The sequence below is a fragment of the Planktothrix sp. FACHB-1355 genome, from assembly GCF_014748295.1.
GTDB lineage: Bacteria > Cyanobacteriota > Cyanobacteriia > Cyanobacteriales > Aerosakkonemataceae > Aerosakkonema > Aerosakkonema funiforme_A.
In genome coordinates this window covers 1-17,971 of record NZ_JACJUP010000006.1, presented here as the reverse complement: position 1 = coordinate 17,971, position 17,971 = coordinate 1, and the positions used below count along the sequence as shown (strand labels likewise).

At 42.5% G+C, this 17,971-nt stretch carries 11 protein-coding genes; 3 read left to right on the top strand and 8 right to left on the bottom strand.

Translation table 11 applies throughout. The features are described 5' to 3' along the window. The first annotated feature begins 260 nt into the window (after positions 1-260). Positions 261-2,261 (top strand): AAA family ATPase, encoded by a 2,001-nt coding sequence (locus tag H6S82_RS01205; protein WP_190467622.1) that lies wholly within the window; start codon positions 261-263, stop codon positions 2,259-2,261. Then, entirely contained in the window at positions 2,258-3,490 is a 1,233-nt protein-coding gene (locus tag H6S82_RS01200) for a restriction endonuclease (protein WP_190467620.1), read from the top strand. Before H6S82_RS01205 ends, H6S82_RS01200 begins: the two co-directional genes overlap by 4 nt. Positions 3,491-3,513: 23 nt before the next feature. On the opposite strand, the gene H6S82_RS01195 is transcribed toward H6S82_RS01200, so the two are convergent. After that, a complete protein-coding gene (locus H6S82_RS01195) occupies positions 3,514-6,357 on the bottom strand; it encodes an NACHT domain-containing NTPase (protein WP_190467617.1) in 2,844 nt (947 codons plus the stop codon). Positions 6,358-6,515: 158 nt separating this feature from the next. Here H6S82_RS01195 and H6S82_RS01190 point away from each other — a divergent pair, with 158 nt between their 5' ends. Beyond that, on the top strand, positions 6,516-7,169 hold the full coding sequence (locus tag H6S82_RS01190; RefSeq protein ID WP_190467614.1) for an exonuclease: 654 nt from the start codon (positions 6,516-6,518) through the stop codon (positions 7,167-7,169). Positions 7,170-7,245: 76 nt separating this feature from the next. On the opposite strand, the gene H6S82_RS01185 is transcribed toward H6S82_RS01190, so the two are convergent. The 7 genes from H6S82_RS01185 to H6S82_RS01155 all read right to left on the bottom strand — a co-directional run bounded on the left by H6S82_RS01185 (position 7,246) and on the right by H6S82_RS01155 (position 17,861). Then, positions 7,246-9,924: a DUF3962 domain-containing protein gene (locus tag H6S82_RS01185; RefSeq protein ID WP_190467612.1), complete on the bottom strand. Its 2,679-nt coding sequence runs from the start codon at positions 9,922-9,924 to the stop codon at positions 7,246-7,248. Next, the gene (locus H6S82_RS01180; RefSeq protein ID WP_190467609.1) at positions 9,908-13,111 is read right to left on the bottom strand and encodes a hypothetical protein; all 3,204 of its coding nucleotides are present in this window, start codon (positions 13,109-13,111) and stop codon (positions 9,908-9,910) included. The genes H6S82_RS01185 and H6S82_RS01180 overlap by 17 nt, the downstream gene beginning before the upstream one ends. Then, positions 13,098-14,276 carry a hypothetical protein gene (locus H6S82_RS34265; protein ID WP_190467606.1) on the bottom strand — a complete coding sequence of 393 codons (1,179 nt, stop codon included), beginning with the start codon at positions 14,274-14,276 and terminating at the stop codon, positions 13,098-13,100. Before H6S82_RS34265 ends, H6S82_RS01180 begins: the two co-directional genes overlap by 14 nt. 511 nt (positions 14,277-14,787) lie before the next feature. Continuing rightward, on the bottom strand, positions 14,788-15,207 hold the full coding sequence (locus tag H6S82_RS01170; protein ID WP_190467603.1) for a hypothetical protein: 420 nt from the start codon (positions 15,205-15,207) through the stop codon (positions 14,788-14,790). Positions 15,208-15,216: 9 nt separating this feature from the next. After that, positions 15,217-15,990 (bottom strand): ParA family protein, encoded by a 774-nt coding sequence (locus H6S82_RS01165; RefSeq protein WP_190467600.1) that lies wholly within the window; start codon positions 15,988-15,990, stop codon positions 15,217-15,219. A gap of 177 nt (positions 15,991-16,167) precedes the next feature. After that, positions 16,168-16,935, bottom strand: coding sequence for an HIRAN domain-containing protein (locus H6S82_RS01160; protein ID WP_190467597.1), 768 nt, complete (start codon positions 16,933-16,935; stop codon positions 16,168-16,170). Continuing rightward, entirely contained in the window at positions 16,932-17,861 is a 930-nt protein-coding gene (locus tag H6S82_RS01155) for a HipA-like protein (RefSeq protein WP_190467595.1), read from the bottom strand. The genes H6S82_RS01160 and H6S82_RS01155 overlap by 4 nt, the downstream gene beginning before the upstream one ends. Positions 17,862-17,971 lie beyond the last annotated feature (110 nt).

Sequence of the window (17,971 nt, the reverse complement as noted above, 5' to 3'; positions counted from 1 at the left end):
TTAAGAGAGCAGGAGAAGAGAGGGTTTTCAGGTTTTTACACAGATATGGTAATTAAAAATAATCAACCGGATATGATATTATAAATAATACCAATTCTCCATAAAGAGCGGCTTAATATTTCGTAATTTATTGCGCTGAAATCTTTGCTAGACATAGTAGCTTGTGCAGAAAGTATTAAGCGCATTGTTACAGACAAATGGTATAAGATGCCGAGTAATTGATTAAACTATTAAATTATCTATCAAAATACGAATACTTCATGTTATTGGAAAAGAAAGCTGAATTTGTCAGACTGTTTCAAGAATTTGTTACATCATACCCCTCCACACCTGCGGGGTTACGTCACACAGCCGCATATAATGAGCAGCGTCAGCAGGGGAAGAGGAATTTTGAGGCGATTTCCTCTGCATTCCAGTCTGGAGAAGACGTAACAGAAGCAGTTCTGTTACAGATGCTACCTTATACGGATTCTGATAGTAATCGGCAAAGGCACGCTTGGATTCATATTGCTCCGGCTTTAGCTACTGATGTCCGCATAAAATTTGAAGCATCTGGATGGACTAAATCAGAGCATTGGAACCTAATTGCTCAAGCAATTTTCAAATTTATTTCTTCCTGCTATAATGACCCCATTCGCTTGTCAAATTGTTGCCAGGAATTTTCGGAAAATTCCTATTCTAAAGGGTTCCAGGCAGGGACGCTTTCTCCTATCCTTAATGCACTTCGACCTGATAATTTTTTGTTAATCAATAAAAAATCGCTAGAAGTTATTAATTACTTTGCTAATACTTCTTACAGTCAAAAGCTAACAGATTATCCAGAAATAAACACGACCGGACGTAAGCTTATTCAAGAATTGGCTCATAATATGCACATACCAGGCATACCAGCTTTGCGAGATGATGACTTATTCGATATGTTTTGTCATTGGCTGGTTGCTATTAAGAAGTATAGTTCTTTTAGGACTCGCTACTGGAAAATTGCACCAGGAGAAAATGCTTGGCAATGGGAGGAATGTCTTAATGGGGGTTTCATTGCTATCGGTTGGGAGGAGTTAGGGGATATTTCTGGTTTAAGTCGAGCAGAGTTTGACTCTCAACGTGATGAACTGATTGCCCAATATCCTGAGAAATGGACAAAAAGCGGTGTAAATCAAGTCTGGGTTTTCGCACAAATTCAAAAGGGCGATCGCATTATTGCAAATCGTGGAACACAAGAAGTGCTTGGTATTGGTACGGTTACAGGTTCTTACTACTTTGTTCCCAACGTCAAACATGGACATAGGTTGCCCGTACACTGGGATAGCATTACTCCTCATCAAGTCAATGAAAAGGGATGGCTTAGAACTGTAATCGAAATTGGTCAGGAAAAATTCGATACTATTTGCAATCCTTCACCAGGGGGCGGGCCTTTTCCACCATCGATTGAAAAAAATCCAGAATATACCTTAGCCCAATGTGCAGAAGATACTGGAATTGAGGAAGAAACATTAAAGTTTTGGTTACAGGCACTTGAGCGCACCAAACAAGCAATCTTTTATGGGCCACCTGGCACGGGAAAGACTTATATTGCTAAGAAGTTAGCTAAACATTTAATTGGTGGTGGTGACGGTTTTATGGATGTTGTTCAGTTCCACCCAGCTTATGCTTATGAGGACTTTGTGCAAGGTATCCGTCCGCAAAGAAAAAATGGAGAATTAGACTATCCGTTGGTTGATGGAAGGTTTTTGGAATTTTGCCAGAAAGCAGGTAACTGTCAGAATATTTGTGTTTTAATTATTGATGAAATTAACCGCGCTAATGTTGCTCGTGTTTTTGGCGAATTGATGTATTTATTGGAGTATCGCCAGGAGGAAATTTCTTTAGCATCTGGGAAAGTTTTCAGCATTCCAGATAATGTGCGGATTATCGGCACAATGAATACAGCAGACCGCTCAATTGCATTAGTAGACCATGCACTGCGCCGTCGCTTTGCTTTTATTTCTCTTTACCCGAACTACGAAATTTTACTTCGCTATCACGTTTCAAGTGAGTTTCCGGTAAAGGGATTAATTCAATTGTTAAAACAACTAAATCAACAAATTGGAAATCCCCATTATGAAATAGGTATTAGTTTCTTTCTGCGACCCAACATAACCGAACAGATTGAGAGTATTTGGCGACTAGAAATTGAGCCATATTTGGAGGAGTATTTCTTTGACCAACCGAGTAAGGTAAATCAGTTTCGCTGGGATAAGGTGAAGCAGCAGGTGTTCCTATGAGTGCAGTACCGCCACGGGTAATTGAGTTAGTTGAGTATAGTCCGGTGCTGTTGGGGCGGTCGGAAATTCCCGATGCGGTGGGGGAAGCTTTGTGGCGCAATTATGAGACACAGGTAGCTGTGGATTTCCCTTCTCCTAAGACTGGGAACCGATGGCGACTAACTGCACGAGGATGGGTGGGACATATCCCGTTAACGCCTGATTTCCACTTGGCATTGCGTCCAAAAGTGCAATTGGGTAATCTCCTGGGGATGTTGGAATATGCTTATGAACTCAAGAGTTTTTATTTTTTAGAAGGGCTTTTTGATTGTCAGACTCTAGAGGATTTTTATGAGCGATTGGCTGATATTTTAGCTAATCGAATTCTTAACCGAGGTCGTCAAGGATTTTATTGTGCTTATCTGCCTAAAACTGAGTATTTACCTTATGTAAGAGGACGCATTAATGTGCGAGAGGTTATTAGTAAACCTTGGGATGTTAAGGTGCAGTGCGATTATGAAGAACACACGGCAGATGTTGAAGAAAATCAGATTTTAGCTTGGACTGTTTGGTGTATTGCTCGTAGCGGTTTGTGTACGGAACGGGTGTTACCAACTGTGCGCCGAGCTTATCATTTGTTACAGGGTTTGGTGACTTTGCAGCCAAAGAGTCCACAAGTTTGTGTGGGGCGACAGTACAACCGTTTGAATGAAGATTATCGATTATTACACGCACTTTGTCGATTCTTTTTGGAGCAAAGTGGGCCAAGTTTTGAGATGGGGGAGCGATCGATGTTACCCTTTTTGGTTGATATGGCGCGGCTATACGAACGATTTGTAGCTGAGTGGTTGAAAGCACATCGGGAAACTATTTTATTACCGCAGGATTTAGATATTAAATCTCAAGAAAGATTGTATGTCGGTCAAGGTATATATTTTGATATTGATTTGGTGTTGCAAGATGTGGCAACGGGGGTAGCTAAATATGTGTTGGATACTAAGTACAAAGTTCCTACTGCTCCTGCGTCGAGTGACATTGCTCAGGTGGTAGCTTATGCAGAGGCGACGGGATGTGAAGAGGCGATTTTGGTGTATCCGACATCTTTAATTGAGCCGTTGGATATTAGGGTTGGTAGGATTATAATTCGGAGTTTGACTTTTTCTTTGGCAGGGGATTTGGAGCAGGCGGGTTATATATTTTTGCAGGATTTGCTTGGTGCTGGCTTATTATATAATCAAGCATTCTCTTAGTAAGACACCTATAATAAAAGAGTTTAGATGTTATGTTTTTTAGTTTTACTTTCCGATATTGGTAATAACAACGTATGCTTAATCTCCTCACGCACTTTGGGCGACCCTTCACAACCACTATTGAGGCAATCCACCAACAATTTATTAGCATAGTAATACTGTTGAAGCAATTTTTTCTGGTACTCGCTGAACTGACTCTTCTGACCTAAATCTCGATATTCAATCATCACCAACTTTAATTTATCCGTCCAAAGCTGGCCGTTATTTTGCCACCATTCTATAAATTTTTCTTCATCTGTATTCGGGTCAGGTAGTTTATTTTTAAGTTGTTGTAGCGAATGGGTTAGTTTAAGGTTAAATTTAGGGTGAAGGGCATTTACCAGTTCACGATTAAAGTTATGGGCAAGGTTATGGGCAAGGTCAAAAGCAAGGGCAAGATCATTTTTTAGGCTACAAAACTCACTATAAGCATCATTAAAAGCCTTACCAATAGGATTATTGAAAATAATTGCATCACTGGAAATTTTGGTAGCGTTAATTACACAGGCATAATTAATGGCATCATCAAGGACAGAGGCACTGACAAGAGCATTGTTAAGAGCTTGGTCAAGTTGTTGGACATGGAAATGGTCAAGACCAAGAATAAAGGTAAGGTAAAAGGCTCTCACAGTCGGCTTGTCAGCAACCTGAACTGCAAGTGATTTTTGGTTCACCCAGGCTAGAAACTGTTGTAACTTATCATCAGCTACAAGCTCATCAATCTGCTGTTTCATTGATAACAGTAGCTGATCGGCTGGTTGCATCATGCCAACTGCTAGTAAAAATACTTCTCGCCAACTTCTCTTGGTTATGTGGCTGACCAACCTATTCAAAGCGAGTGGATTAAGACTATCAATAATTGCTCTGGCAGTAAAATGCTCCTGAAAAGTCAGATGGGAGAAAGAATAAATTCGCTGCGCCCTCTCCACCAATAGCCCATGTTGGACTGCAATGGATTTCAGCACTGCTTCACTATCTAGCTGCAATTGGATGGGGTCAGTATTGGCATCTGGTAAGGTGCGGAGATAGTTTGCGATAAGTTGCTGTAGTTTATCTTGCTCCAAAAAGTAATCGCCACGCTCAAAGGTAATTGCTGCTACCTGACTTAGTAGCTGTTTTTTGCGTAATGCAGATAAATTTTTATAAGCATTATCCCGTTCTATCCCCCTGGATTCATCCCATTTTATCAGTAAAATTTCTAGCCCTTCTTCATATAGCTTGGCTCGGTTAGATGGGAATTCAGTTTTGGATTGAAAAACTAAACAGGTCAAAATTAACAAAATAGGGGTAACGGCAATTTCCCGAATAGGCTGGTTTTCAGGAAGATTTAGCTTTTCTATAAATCGAGTTGCCTTTTCTTTACCCTCTTCCTCTGAATTTTTGTCAACCGCTATAAACCACTTTTTAGCAAAATCCTCAATTTGCTCATCATTAAAATCTGATACTTCAACATCAGTGAAGTTGGGAAATTTATAATGTTGAGCAGCAATCCGACAACTGATAATAAACTGATTTTTGTAATACTTTTCACAAAATCGGCGAATTTGTTTTACAACTTCATCACCATCCTCTTCTGGCACTTCATCCAAACCATCAAGTAAAATCAGCGCTCTACCGTAATTTAGTATCTTGTCTGTTACCGATTGTTTCACAATGCCACAGCTATCTAATTGTTGGCTAATGTAGTGTAATAGGCTAAAGTCTTCTCTATCGCTAGCATCTTCAGCAAAAGTTTTTAACCGGATAAAAATTGGCACTCGGTCAGCTTGTAACTGACCTTGATTACATTGGATAGCTATGTGTTGTAAAAAGGTGCTTTTACCTGCTCCTGGTCTGCCCAGAACCATTAACTTAGAGTGATTTTCTATAACCTCTAGACCTGGTATTTCTGGATTACGAACATTGCCCAAGCACCACCGATTAAATTCATCAGTTGTTGGGTTATAGATTTGCGGAAAGTCAGAACGCTCTAATCGTGCGTAACTAATTGGTTCATCCAAAATGTTGACATGAACATAGAGGTCATCTAACTCAATCGGTCGAGCAACATCCAATATCCGCAAAGTGCCGCACTGGTCTTGAATTTTGTTGTAGTAGTGCGAACGTATCTGTGGTACTACCTCGACAATAACTCTCAAAAAATCAATGTCCAGAATTGAACGCCATTCCTGCTTTAGCTTTGAACAAATATTGATAAAGACATCACGCTCAATTGGCTCACCTGCGAAAAATTGCTCGATTGACTGGATAGCTAATTTAATCTTATTTGCCAGTGTCTTAAACTTCTCTGCCAAACTCAGATTTTTTTGATTTAACCTCATTTCATCTTGCTTATCCAGATATCCTTGGCGACGCTTTTTTTCCTGAAGCACCGCTTTTTCGCGTTCAAAATCTCCTTTAGCCTGAATTACCGACGGAAAATTTTCAAGAGCCTGTTTTACTTGTTCGAGCTTGTCTGGAGATACCTGGAGGGTTCCTGCCTTCTGCACCAAGATATCAATATCCCAGCTATTGTCCAGTGCCTTCTCAGCTAGCTCAGATTCAACATCCTGGGGTGGAGGAGCATTACTCTGCTCTTTCTCCTCTGGTTCAGATTCAGCGTTTTTGGGTAAATGAGCAACTTCTTTCCAATCTAGATCGAGCTTGAAGCAGATTTCTTGAAAGTATTTACGCTCAACAGTCTTGCCGCTAAGAAACTTACCAATTGGCTGGCGAGTACGTAGATCTACCTCACTCGCCAGTTCGTCTTGCGTCCATCCTGTGCGCTCAAAAGCCCTTTTTACCTTTTCTAGTTTTTCTGGATCTACCCGAAGCGATTTCCTTGCCATACCCTGACTACACAGCCCATATCCACTTTAACCGAGTCTGTTGAAACGCATACCTAAACTAATACCCAAAATCACGCATTTGGAGAACGTTACCCGAACTCAATCTCATCCACCAGCCGTTGAAGCTAGTTGATGTAGTGATTCAAACCTCAGAATTTATGAAATCAACCTACATCAATGGGCGGTTTTACTACAAAGATGAAAATGGCATTCTGCTACCAGCCGTTACCACAATACTTAAGGCTACACAGCCGATTGAGTCTGTAGCTGCCCTTTCTAATTGGCGCAATAAAGTAGGCAACGCAGAAGCAAATCGCATTGCCTTAACTAGCCGTCGTCGAGGAGAACTATTGCATCAATGGGTTAAGGAATATTTGCAAGGGTTATCTCCGATTGCTTCCAGCTTGATTGAACCCTATTGTTATAGCGTTCAATCGGTTTTGGAGAAACTTAGCGATGTCCAGTTGGTCGAGGCAGTTGTGCCAAATTATATGGAAGGATACGCCGGGAAAGTTGATTTAGTTGCCCGTTATGAAGGTGTTCCATGCACTATTGAATTGACAGCTGCTGAAGAACCTAAACTACGAGTGGGAAAACTCTACGATAAACCTTTACAGCTTGTAGCTTATGGTGGTGCAATTAATCGATGCTATGGTGAGAGTTTGTTTGGCACTAAAATTGTTAACGGTTTAATTGTCGTAGCCCTTCCCGGTGAAGACGCGGAAACATTTACGTTCAAACGGGAAGAATTGCTCGACTACTGGCAGGAGTGGTTAAAACGGCTAAAGTCTTTTGGAGAAAAAGCAGCTTGATAAATTCAGAAATAGTTAGGGTAGAACTGGAGGTTGCCAGTTTGACCCCTAACTATTTCTATCCCTATAACTAGGGTTAGGGTTCGCGAATCGCATGGATTGGTCTATAATCATCAAGCCCAGCAGCAAGGTGAAGTGGAGCAGGCCATGTTGTAGCACCGAGATAATGGATTAATCCGTAAAGTCGCAAACATTGAACGAAACTTGCCCAATCACTAAAGCAATCCTTTTCTTGAAGAGTAAGGTTGAGGAAAACGCCACGAGGATTATAACCTTGTGCATAGGGCTTTGGCTTCTTCAGTTCGCCTTTTTTTTCACCTCTTGTTTTTGCCATCGGTATTAATTTACTCTCCTGAAGAATACCACCACTGCGAGACTCAGGACGCTGATTACTCAAGTAGTAGTATCCACATTCAGCGTTTTGAGACGAGGGATAAAAAACACCTGCGGTGTGTCCTGCTAATTCCCCCTCTTCATCGCAAACGCGATAGATAGGAACCTCTAATGTATTAGGCGTAATAATAGAGGCTACGCGAACGTTAGGGTATTCTGAAATGGAAGGGAAGGTAATATTTTCACCTGTATCAAAAGCGAGAGAGTGCTTTTGCCAAAACTGCTTCTGGAGAAATATTAAACCACAAGTGCGTAGATTGGCAGCATCAAAGCAGAATAGCGTTGGCTGTTTAGTTTCTTGGAAGAGATTATTAAATACCCAAGATTGAATGTTACTTTTATTAAAATCAATAGCCTGGAATTCCTTGGCTCCTGATGCCATTTTTACTTGAAAACTATGAAAAGTAAGCCAGTCGTTAATTCCATAGGCTTTAGCTGTAATACCTTCCTTATCCATACGAACTGCCACAGGCAGATATTGAGTTTTTTCACCAATGTAGTAACGGATAAGATATACACCTACACTGGCAACATCTGAGGGGAATTTATCGGTTTCAAAAGTAGGATAAACATAAGCGCCAGCCATTGATAGACCACTCAGTAGCGTATTTTCTACGCGATGAGCAAACTCACTTTTTAGGGACTTTGATTTATAGGGTTTGCCTTCGTTTTTCGCTGCCTCTTTTGCTGCTTCTTTCTGAGCAATTTTATCAGTCAAATCTTCGATTTCGAGCGAATCTTCGTCATCATTTTCGTCCTTGGGTACAAAGTGATCTGTAACACTATACATCCTTGCTAAGGCAGGACGGAAACAAGGTTTTGGATCTTGAGCGGGATTTTTCCAAAAATGATCCTTTGGTCTTATTTCAACTAAGGTTAATGTTACTGCCTGGTTATCTGAGGAAATATTTTTTCTTAATTCTTGATTCTTTTGAAATTGTTCAATTCTGTTTTTGCAGTCTATATCCCATTTTTTACCGGGTAACTCTGCACCAAGAGAGCCAAGTTCCTGCACAATTACATCATTAATTTTATACTTCCTCGCCAGAAGTGGTATCAAATCCTCAGCTTCTTTGCTTTGGGCTAACAACACCAACTTCAGATTGGGTGCGATATAAAATGGAGGAGTATTAGTTTGCTCTGCAAAGTGAGATTTTATAAATTCAGTTACCTTTTTGTAGTGGGAAACTGATTTTCTTAATGCTTTATTGTTAGCACAATGCGAATAAATTTCTACAAGAGGGAACTTGTCACCAAAAATCTCTTTAAATCGTTCCATACAGGCTTGGAGAAAAATTTCATGATCTATAGGGAAAAAGCCAACATCTGTATTATGGGATGGTGACATAGTATTGCTGTAAGTTACTGCCCAAGCAAGTTCATCTTTTTTACAAGGGTTTTGAATTACATCTTTAGCAGTAAATTTATCTCGGAAGTCAAGTTCCTTAACTAAACGCGCAAGATTGCTTTCAAAATCTATATCTTTCTCCTTGCCCATATACTTCAATTTACAGGCAGCAAATCTTGTGGATTTCGTAGGTTTGATGCAGACTGTTGCGCCTGAAGGCAGATATTTAAATTCCCAACTAACCCACCGCTTAATACTATAGTCGCAAATGATGTATGGTTCTCCACTTGTACTGTAATGGAGAACGAATGTCAAGCAATATGAGTAGTAATGTGTTGTTGTCTCCTTTTCTTCACTGCCTTCTTTTTTTCTGGTTTTAACTGCTTGCATCGGAGGCCAGCTAATGACTTCTTTAGCGCCAGATTCAGCCGAGACAATTTCGCGAAAATTTACTTTTTCAAATTCCTCATTGGTTCTAGGATTAATCAAAGCAAGAGGGCTTTTGGCTACTGCGCTTGCTAAAAGATAAGGAATCAAATCATAGTACAAATCGTCAAGATTTAGTTTTCCATCTTTAATGTCCCATACTGGCTGGGGAAGTTGCACTTTTCCGACTTGCAAATCACTACCAGAGATAGCCTGAATTTTAGCAATGTCATCGTCTGTTAAAGAATTGCAATTCTTAAAGGAGACGTTCAGCCAGGTTTTTACAGCAGTAGCAATATAGGCAGTGTCTATCTTTTCAGTGTTGAAATAGAGCCATCTAGCAGAAGATTTAAGTCGGAACGCATTTGGAGAAGAGAACAAAATACTGTCTACCAACAGTTGAAGGACTTGGTTGAGGCATTCAACGGGTGGCAAGACATAATTCTTACCCAGCTTGTGTTGTTGTAACCGATTAAATAGTTCCTTCCAGTGTTTAGGAAGAGTCAGTGCATACAAATCAAATGGGAGCGAGATTTGGGTTGGTACTTGCAATGCAAACAGTTGAATTGTGCTAGATTTTGATGCCATCGATTTTCTCCAATGCACGATAAAAAGGTTCATAGAGCGATCGCACGAGAGCGAGTTCCCGCGTGTCAAAAGCTGTCCTTGTCTTGCCAAAGTAGGGACGAAGGACGTACTCAAATCCTTTAAGTAAGGAGTCTTGCTCAGTTTCCGGTTTCTTTTCAGCCAGGTTGGGGGCCCAGGCTGCATCGATAAACCGAACTAGCGTCGGTTGATTGCCGCGAATGGTACGGGCGATCGCCTGCCACGTCAGTACCATCTGGCTCCAAATCAGTCCTTCTCGGACATCTTTTTCTAACCCTTTGTGGGAATACTGCAACACAGTGTCGAGACTCTTGAGAAACAGGCGATAGCCTTCACTTTTCCAATTTTCAGCAGCTTCGCGCAGTTTCCCCTCTCTCTCTTCTGCTAGCGCCTTTCTTTCTCTACACAATGCCAACCGAAATTTGTAATCGAGGTCGTCAGGTGCAGGATGGGGACGAACTAGAAAGTAAGCTCCACCAAAGGCACTCAGTCCTTGCTGATTTAGGATATTTTTCCCTCGCCCGATCGCTGCTATTGGTGCAATCAGAATAGCTCGATTCGTCTGAGCAAAGTTTTCCACGTTACCACGCGGAATCAAAGATTCATCTATTTCCTCAAGAGGCGATCTAGCTGTTAAAGCTGCAACGCGCTTATTCCATTCTCCGAGAGTATCAATTGTTAAAATTGCATTGTAAACAAACTCAACTTGTTCGTAACTATTGACATACCAAATCAGACGCTTTCGACCTTCAGGCAGAGCATCAAAATCACGTTGCAACCAGTCATTTTGACGCAGCAGCGAGCGCACAATTTGTAACAGTGATTCTTCTTTAGAATCCACCCCAGAAACGCGAACGGATTTCCCATCAGCCCAATAACAGGGAGAAAAGTAGAAACTACTTTGAGAAATTGCTTCTGTGGCACTGCGTTCTTTCGGACGGAGGAGGTAATCTACTGGGCAATTAATATGATCCACAGGGCTTTGAGGAGCTACACTTGTACCGGACAGTAGCAAAGCGTGTGCGCCAAAAGTCCCTTCATTAGCAAACACCTGGGAAAAATTTTCTAAAAGCCAACGTCCCTGTCCTAAAGCTTGAAAATACCAAAGAGTCAATTGATTTGTTTGTCGTTCCAGTTTGAATCCACAAACTAAACCAGATGCTAATCCTGGTACTAATCCATAAAAATCGCGGGGAATGCGATTAAAGAAAACAACCTCCTGAGCGCTATCGACTTGTTCGCCCAGTCCATAAGCTGTCGTCACTGCCTGCTGAAAAAACCAGACGAAAAGTACCAGCTTTAGAAACAAGGCGAATCGACAGCTAAATCCCCATCGATCTTTTATTGTTTTCAACCAACCTTGGTCGGTAAGTTTTTTCTGGATCAGGGAGAGTGTAACCTGCTGTTCTTGATAGTTTTCTTTGGCCAACCTCATAGCATATTCAGCTAACCAAGAACTTTTCCAATCACCCCGAAGAAACTCAGCTAATTCTTGATAAACCGGATTTTTATCAAGAATAAACGTGCTTGATTCAGTATCGATACCTTGAGCCTTGGCTATTTCTAACACGAAATCTCTGGCCAGAGACGAGCAAGTAAAAAACTGCCGTTTGGCCAACCATTCACTCTCATCAGGTGAGAGTTGCAACTGGGTACAGATGTTATCAACTAGAGTATCGGCATTTTGGATAGCATGATTGAATTGTCCAAAAATAACTTGTCGCAAGTCATTTCGAGAGTTGCGGAGTTTCTGCGAGCGCGTCCAAGTTACGATTTGGTCGAGAAAACCATTACTTCCCCGCTCAATCAGTTTGATTGCTGGTAGAAAAGTTGAATCTAAATTAGATTGAATTTTATCGCACTCGTCAAAAAAAACAACGCTGCAAGTGCGATACATCAATTCGTAATAATTAATTGATTGCGGACTGACGTGAGGTAACGGACGAGTGAAAATAGCGGCGGCTACTGTCGTCAAAATCACTTGAGCATCTGCTAGTTGATTAGCATCTCGATGTCTAGGACATTGGCCGATTAAAGGGCAGATTCTCTCCCCCTCGAATTTATTATTGCTATCTTCATTATTACTATCATCATCTGCTCGAATTTGTCTCAACTCAAAGCAAGGAGGTGATGTGGGAACTGAAGGTTGAAAGTAACTGCTTAAAGGACAAGCTGTTGATAAGTGTTCAAAACCATCTAGTCCACCACTGACACTATGCCAGTTTTCTAAATGAACTTTTCGATTTCTTTGACCGATGACAACTGATACCCGCACTCCAGCCTTTTTTAAAAGCGTCGCCATTCTCAGACAGGTAACAACTTCGTTAAAGACTACGCCAACTCGGTGTCCTTTTTTTATCAGTGCTACAGTTAAAATTTCAATGAGTGTGGATTTGCCAGCATTGAGCAGCCCAACTAAGTGTTTTACTCCATCAAAGACAATCGAATCGGTGGCCGCAAACCCCATTTCTTGAAAGTGTTCGAGAATGATTTTTTGTAATTGTTCCTTTCTGTATTTATCTTCGCTGTTTTGGTCTAAAAGCTCTGCTGCCTCTTCCATTTCTGCTCGTGTGATGGCGATCGCGGGAGTGTGTTCGCGGTGCAAGGAGATAGTCTTTCCCTGATAGCGGGGAAAATCTTGGGGAATTCTGACACTGTAAGCAGATTCTTGAGAACGAAATGAATATTCCTTACCAGGTTCGGCGTATTTAACGGTTCGAGTGCGATACTTGAGTTTATTGCTCAGTAAGTCCTCAAAGCGCTCGAAACGGTTGCCCCAGACGGCAGGCATAGATTTACGAGAGAACCGATAAGCATCATCAATCTCATAAGCTCGATACTTGGAAGGAATCTGTCTGTATGCTCTGACTGACTGCTCTACAGTATCTTCGTTTGATAAGTAGTGCAGGAGTTGCCTCAAATTGAACAGTGTTCTTTTTGCTTCTGCCGTCTCTACTAAAGCTATTAAAGGCGGAAACAAATAAAATCGACTGGAGATGAGCAACCAAACAGAAGTAGCTGTATCGAGTTCTGATTGAAGTCCGAGCTTTTCAATGGCAAACAGAGCTAATTCCACATCTAGCAAGGCTTCAATCTGGTCTCTGGGGAGCTTGGCTGACTCTTGTAGCGTAGCGCTTGCTTTCGATCTCCAAGACCTAGTTTCTCTCATGTTCTCTCTTCCTTTTTTTAGTGCGAGAGGTGATTTTTGAGGAGGACGTGCTGCCCTCACCTGTGGGCGGCGCTTGAGCCGTCCGTTGCACGGGAAATTCCTCTAATTTCTTTTTGGCTAAGACGAAAATAGCATCATCAAAAACGGGTCTTACATCCTGCCAACGCCAGCGCGATTTAAGTTCTTTGAGATAGGCAGGACGCTCTTTCTTGCGTTCGTTGGGAATGACAATATAGGCTTCATCCCAAGGCGGATCTTTGGGAATGGGTTCGTCGCCCAGACGCTTTAATAATAGGTAGGGGTTAGAGTAATCCTTGAGATCCAATGCCCAAACTTTGCCGTCAGGAAACGTCACCCGCAAGTCGTAGCGATCTCTCTCTGGGTAAAGCTCAACCTGTAGCCCTAGTTCTGTTAATTTCTCGTAGAGTCGAATTTCGGCCCGCCCTGGGTAAAACCAAAAACGTTCAATCCCACGTTTGAGCTTAAGACAATCGTTGGAAAGTTTGACTTTTTTCTTGAGTCGCCGTCCAGGTTGGCAGCGATTGCAGTTGGGGTTGGCGATCGCCTGTTCCCGATCTACTGCGGCTAGTGCGTGACAGTAGGGGCAGGCATAGAAGTTTCCCTCCAATTGGTAGCAACTTGGCGCTATTTCGTAGCACTCCTCTAACAAATCGGACAGCCCAATCCCCAGTCCAAAGTAGCCTTTGGCCTCTACTAACTCCTGATTGGACAAAACGGGATGCTCGACAATAAACCTACGGAACTTCGTATAAATTTGCGCCCCTTGTGGATGCGCTTGGCATCGTTGCAGCAAGATAGTTGCTATTCTGGACTGCTCTTGAGAAAGAGTGCTTCCACCAAAGGCTTCTGCCAACTCGATAGTTAGTTCAGTTGGTTCCCCCAGGAACAGCAACGTATCTGAGCCATCGATCTCTTCGTCAACTTCTACTCCCCATTCTTCAAAAGGCTTTTCGCACCAATCCTGGTAAAACTCCGGCACGCTCGCTGGGGCGGATTGTGACTTGTCTGCCAGTAAAAATGCCAAAACAACCTTGTCGTAACCCAGTTGCAGGTTTTGAGGGTAAGGATAAAGCCGCCCCTGCTGCTGAGAAGTCTGGATTAGACCTGCGGAAATCTGCTCTAGTGTGGGTAGTTCGATTTTCACGTCGGTTTACTACCTTAAAAAATCTATTTTTTATAATTGTAAATTGGTTTATACGGTTTTGACATGGAAATATATAAATAATTTTATATTCTAACTAGACTATGAAATGAATGACGCTAAGATAAGGCAGAGGGCAAAAGGTAGAGTTTAAAGAACGAAAATTAGGTTTATTAGCGTAAAAATCGGATTAAAAGGCATAAATGGGCATTTTTAGTATTTTTGATTATTCTTACTTCTCTTTACTTCTGCCCCCTGCCTTACCCCCTCTTAGAGCTTAACTTCGTGCCATTCGACCCTGAAATCTAGACCGCTACTTAAACACCAGCGTTCGCATAGCGGCGACCCAGGAGAATGGTTACTCTTGGGCGAGGAACGTGTTTATCAGCCGTTGCGAGGACGCCCACGCAGCTATCGCGGCCTATGGGTCAGGCGTTTTCCTGGGTAGATGAACGATGGTTCGGATCGGGACTTACGCTCCAAACCCGGTTTCTTTAACAATGAAAACTTTGTTCTAAGTCTGTTTTTCCAACATAGTGATCAGCCGTCGCAACTTACCAGCTTGTTTGCGCTGCTTATAACGGCGCTTGGCTTCTGCCATAATCTGCGACATCACCGCTTCATCAGCAGCAGCCAGCATCCATGCCGCTTCCAAAAATACCTCAACTGTTATCCCTTGGTCTTTGCAAAATCGGGTCAAATTTGTATCGATTTCTTCCTCAAGAACAATCGCAGAGTGGCGACGAGTTTTGGGTAACTTAGCCAACTCTTGCTTTAATTCCTCTAAAGTGGCTCCAGTATTCTCTTTTGGGGTAGTGTCATCTGGGGTAACTGCTTCAGAGGATGGCAAGGAAGCAACCAAGGAATCACTTCTCTCTGGCACAACCGCCCGCTTGCGGTTTTGGCGAATCCGGTCTAATACGCTATCTGACATTGCTGCCTCCTACTTCAACAGTTGTTTGATTTTGTCCAACAGCACCTCAAAGGGATACTCCAAGTCGGCATACCCCATCTGTTGCAGTGTGCTGCGCTTGTTAATTGCCTGCTTGTAACGTTCTGATTCTCGAATTGAGGGGAGAACCAATTCTTTCCCCACCTCTTCTCGCATTCCTTCAACAGCCAGACGGCTTTCGTTGGTCTGTGTATTACCAATCCAGCGATCGCGAAATGGCAACACCCCCAGAACTTGAGCGTTTGTGGCTTTCACTTCCTGTAAAGTTTGCAGCAAGTCGAGCGTCCGTACCAAAGAACCATATCCTTTAACAGAGGCTTCTGCTGGAATCACCAGCGCATCAGCTGCCCCAATTACGGTTAAACAAATCTGCGATCGCTGCGGGGGAGAATCAATTACGCAGATCTTAAATGCACTGGCGATCTGTTCTAGACGACGCAACAGCAGGGTCGCCCCCACCCCACTATTAGAGAGATAGTCCTGCACCGTATCGAGTTGGTCATCCGCTGGAATCAAAAACAGGTTGTCGTTTCCCTCAATCGGATAAATGCCGTCTTCTACCGCTACAGACTTCTTCAGGCATTCCAGCAGCGTGGGTTGATTGGGTTGCAGTTCCAATCCCAGATAGGTTGTCAGGTTGTGCTGGGGGTCAGCATCAATCATCAGGGTCGAATAACCCAGTGCTGCTAGCCTGCGACCCAGAAAGAGGGCGGCGGTAGTTTTACCTTGGCCTCCCGATAAGGAGGCGAACGCGATGGTGAGCATAGCTTTGACTAAATAGCTAAATCTATTAATTTATTCTTTTATTAAAAGCTAAATCAATTAAAAGCTAAATACATCAAAAGCTAAAAAGCTAAATTTAGCTTTTTGGATAATTAGCTTTTAATAAATTAGCACAAAACAGCTACAGGCGATCGGTCAAGAAGATCTGCTGAAACTCTTTCAGGGCATGGCAATTGCCGCCGCAGCTATAAGCGGCTGATACTCAAGACCAGAAAAGGGACGATTTTCCTCACTCCACCTCGCACTCAGGTTACACAGCAAGCGAAACTGGAGCGGTGTCGGCGGTTGATTGACACGCTCTACACGCACCTCTACCAGACTGGGATTCCTCCGTAGAAGCTCAAAAATCTCACTATTCAAGTATCGTGGACAATACCCGACGATGTAGTGGTCTTCTGTGTTGAGAGTTAATGCTTGGGAATCAAAAGTATTTTGAAATTCATGAGCTAACCACAACTTTTCTCCAGGTTCAAAGCGATTAATTCGCTCAATAGCAGATTGGGGCAAGTGTCGCAGTCCGTGGGAGAAAAAGTGAAGATGATAACGCCCTTCTTCATCTGGTGCAGGACATGGAAAAACAGTGAGTGTATCTGTTTCTCTTTGCCCACCGCTGCGGGCTAGCATAGCAATTGGGCCATCTTCATGTTCCGGAATATTCAGCCATTGGATAAAACTTGAGTAATCGGGACGACTTCGAGGCATCAACCGATTAGAGAATACAGAAAATAAATGGGTTGATGTATAGACCTCATCTAAACGCGGAAACGATAACAAAGGTTGAAAACCGCATTTCTCTTGAGCTTCTTTAGCACCTTGCGTGTAGACAAATTGGTAGTTCGCTCCGTCAAAAGTTAACCGACCAATGGGAAACCAGGAGCGACTATTAGGGTCTTGCCAAGCCAAAAATAGTGTTTTGAGTTTATTCAAAGTAGTGAATCCCTTAAAGTAAGTAGTTTGTGTTGGTTGAATTCCAGAATTTTTTGGGCAAACTCTGCTGCAATAGACGAAATGCGAGTATTAGGAATCCGATTAAAAATCTCTACTATATTTTCTTTGGAAATACTTTCAAGTCGTGACAGCCACATAAGGGCAGCTTGAGGATAACGATGAGCAACGCGGTGAAAGACATCAAAAGTTTTGAGGGGCTTTTTGTCGCCAACATTCTCATAGAATGCTGAGAAACATTTGTTGGCATAAGCTTCTACTGAACGTTTCTGCCTTTGTTCATCAGATAGGTCACGACCTAAACTTGAGGCATGGTCGAATGTGGGTGCTAAATGAATTGTTTCCACAGAATTAGACGCTGCTTTACTTCTTACAATTCCCCAGTTTTCGTGGTGGCGATCGCCATTGCCAATCCAGGCATCTAACAGGAGATAGCCGACAAAGACTTCCACTGCGCTTTGGATGCCTTCTGGTGCTGTCCAACCAATAGGAAGGTTCACAGAATCGTCTGAGATAACGCTTAGTACGATATCAATTGTATGTTGTGTCACCCCGTAAGTTCCAGAGGTGGGGTAATTCGGTACGATGGGGGTGAGAAGTTCGTTACCATGAACGAGCGTCCCTCCTTCGATTGGTAAAAAGTTGGGTGAAACGACACCGCGATTTCCTTCCCAAGTTTCTGCTAGTTCATAAACAGCGTGAGGGAGTCCCAAGAGGAAGCACAACTGGGATGCCACTTTCTCAGCCCAATCTTCGCCTAAGTTTTCTCGCGCTTGTTTATACAGACAAAGACCCAATTTTTCATGTTTAAACCAAAACTTATACTTGCTCCCCATCGTTTCATTTGTGGAGAGTTCATAAGCTTCTTCGCTGACAAGAATAACGGGGAAGTTTGGAGTGCCTGTCATTCAGGTGGGTTTAGAGCAATGACCTAAATGTTTGCTACGAATATATTTCCTAATAGGAAATAGTTCAGTCGTCTTGGAGTTCTTCCACAAGTATGTGTTAAACAAACAAT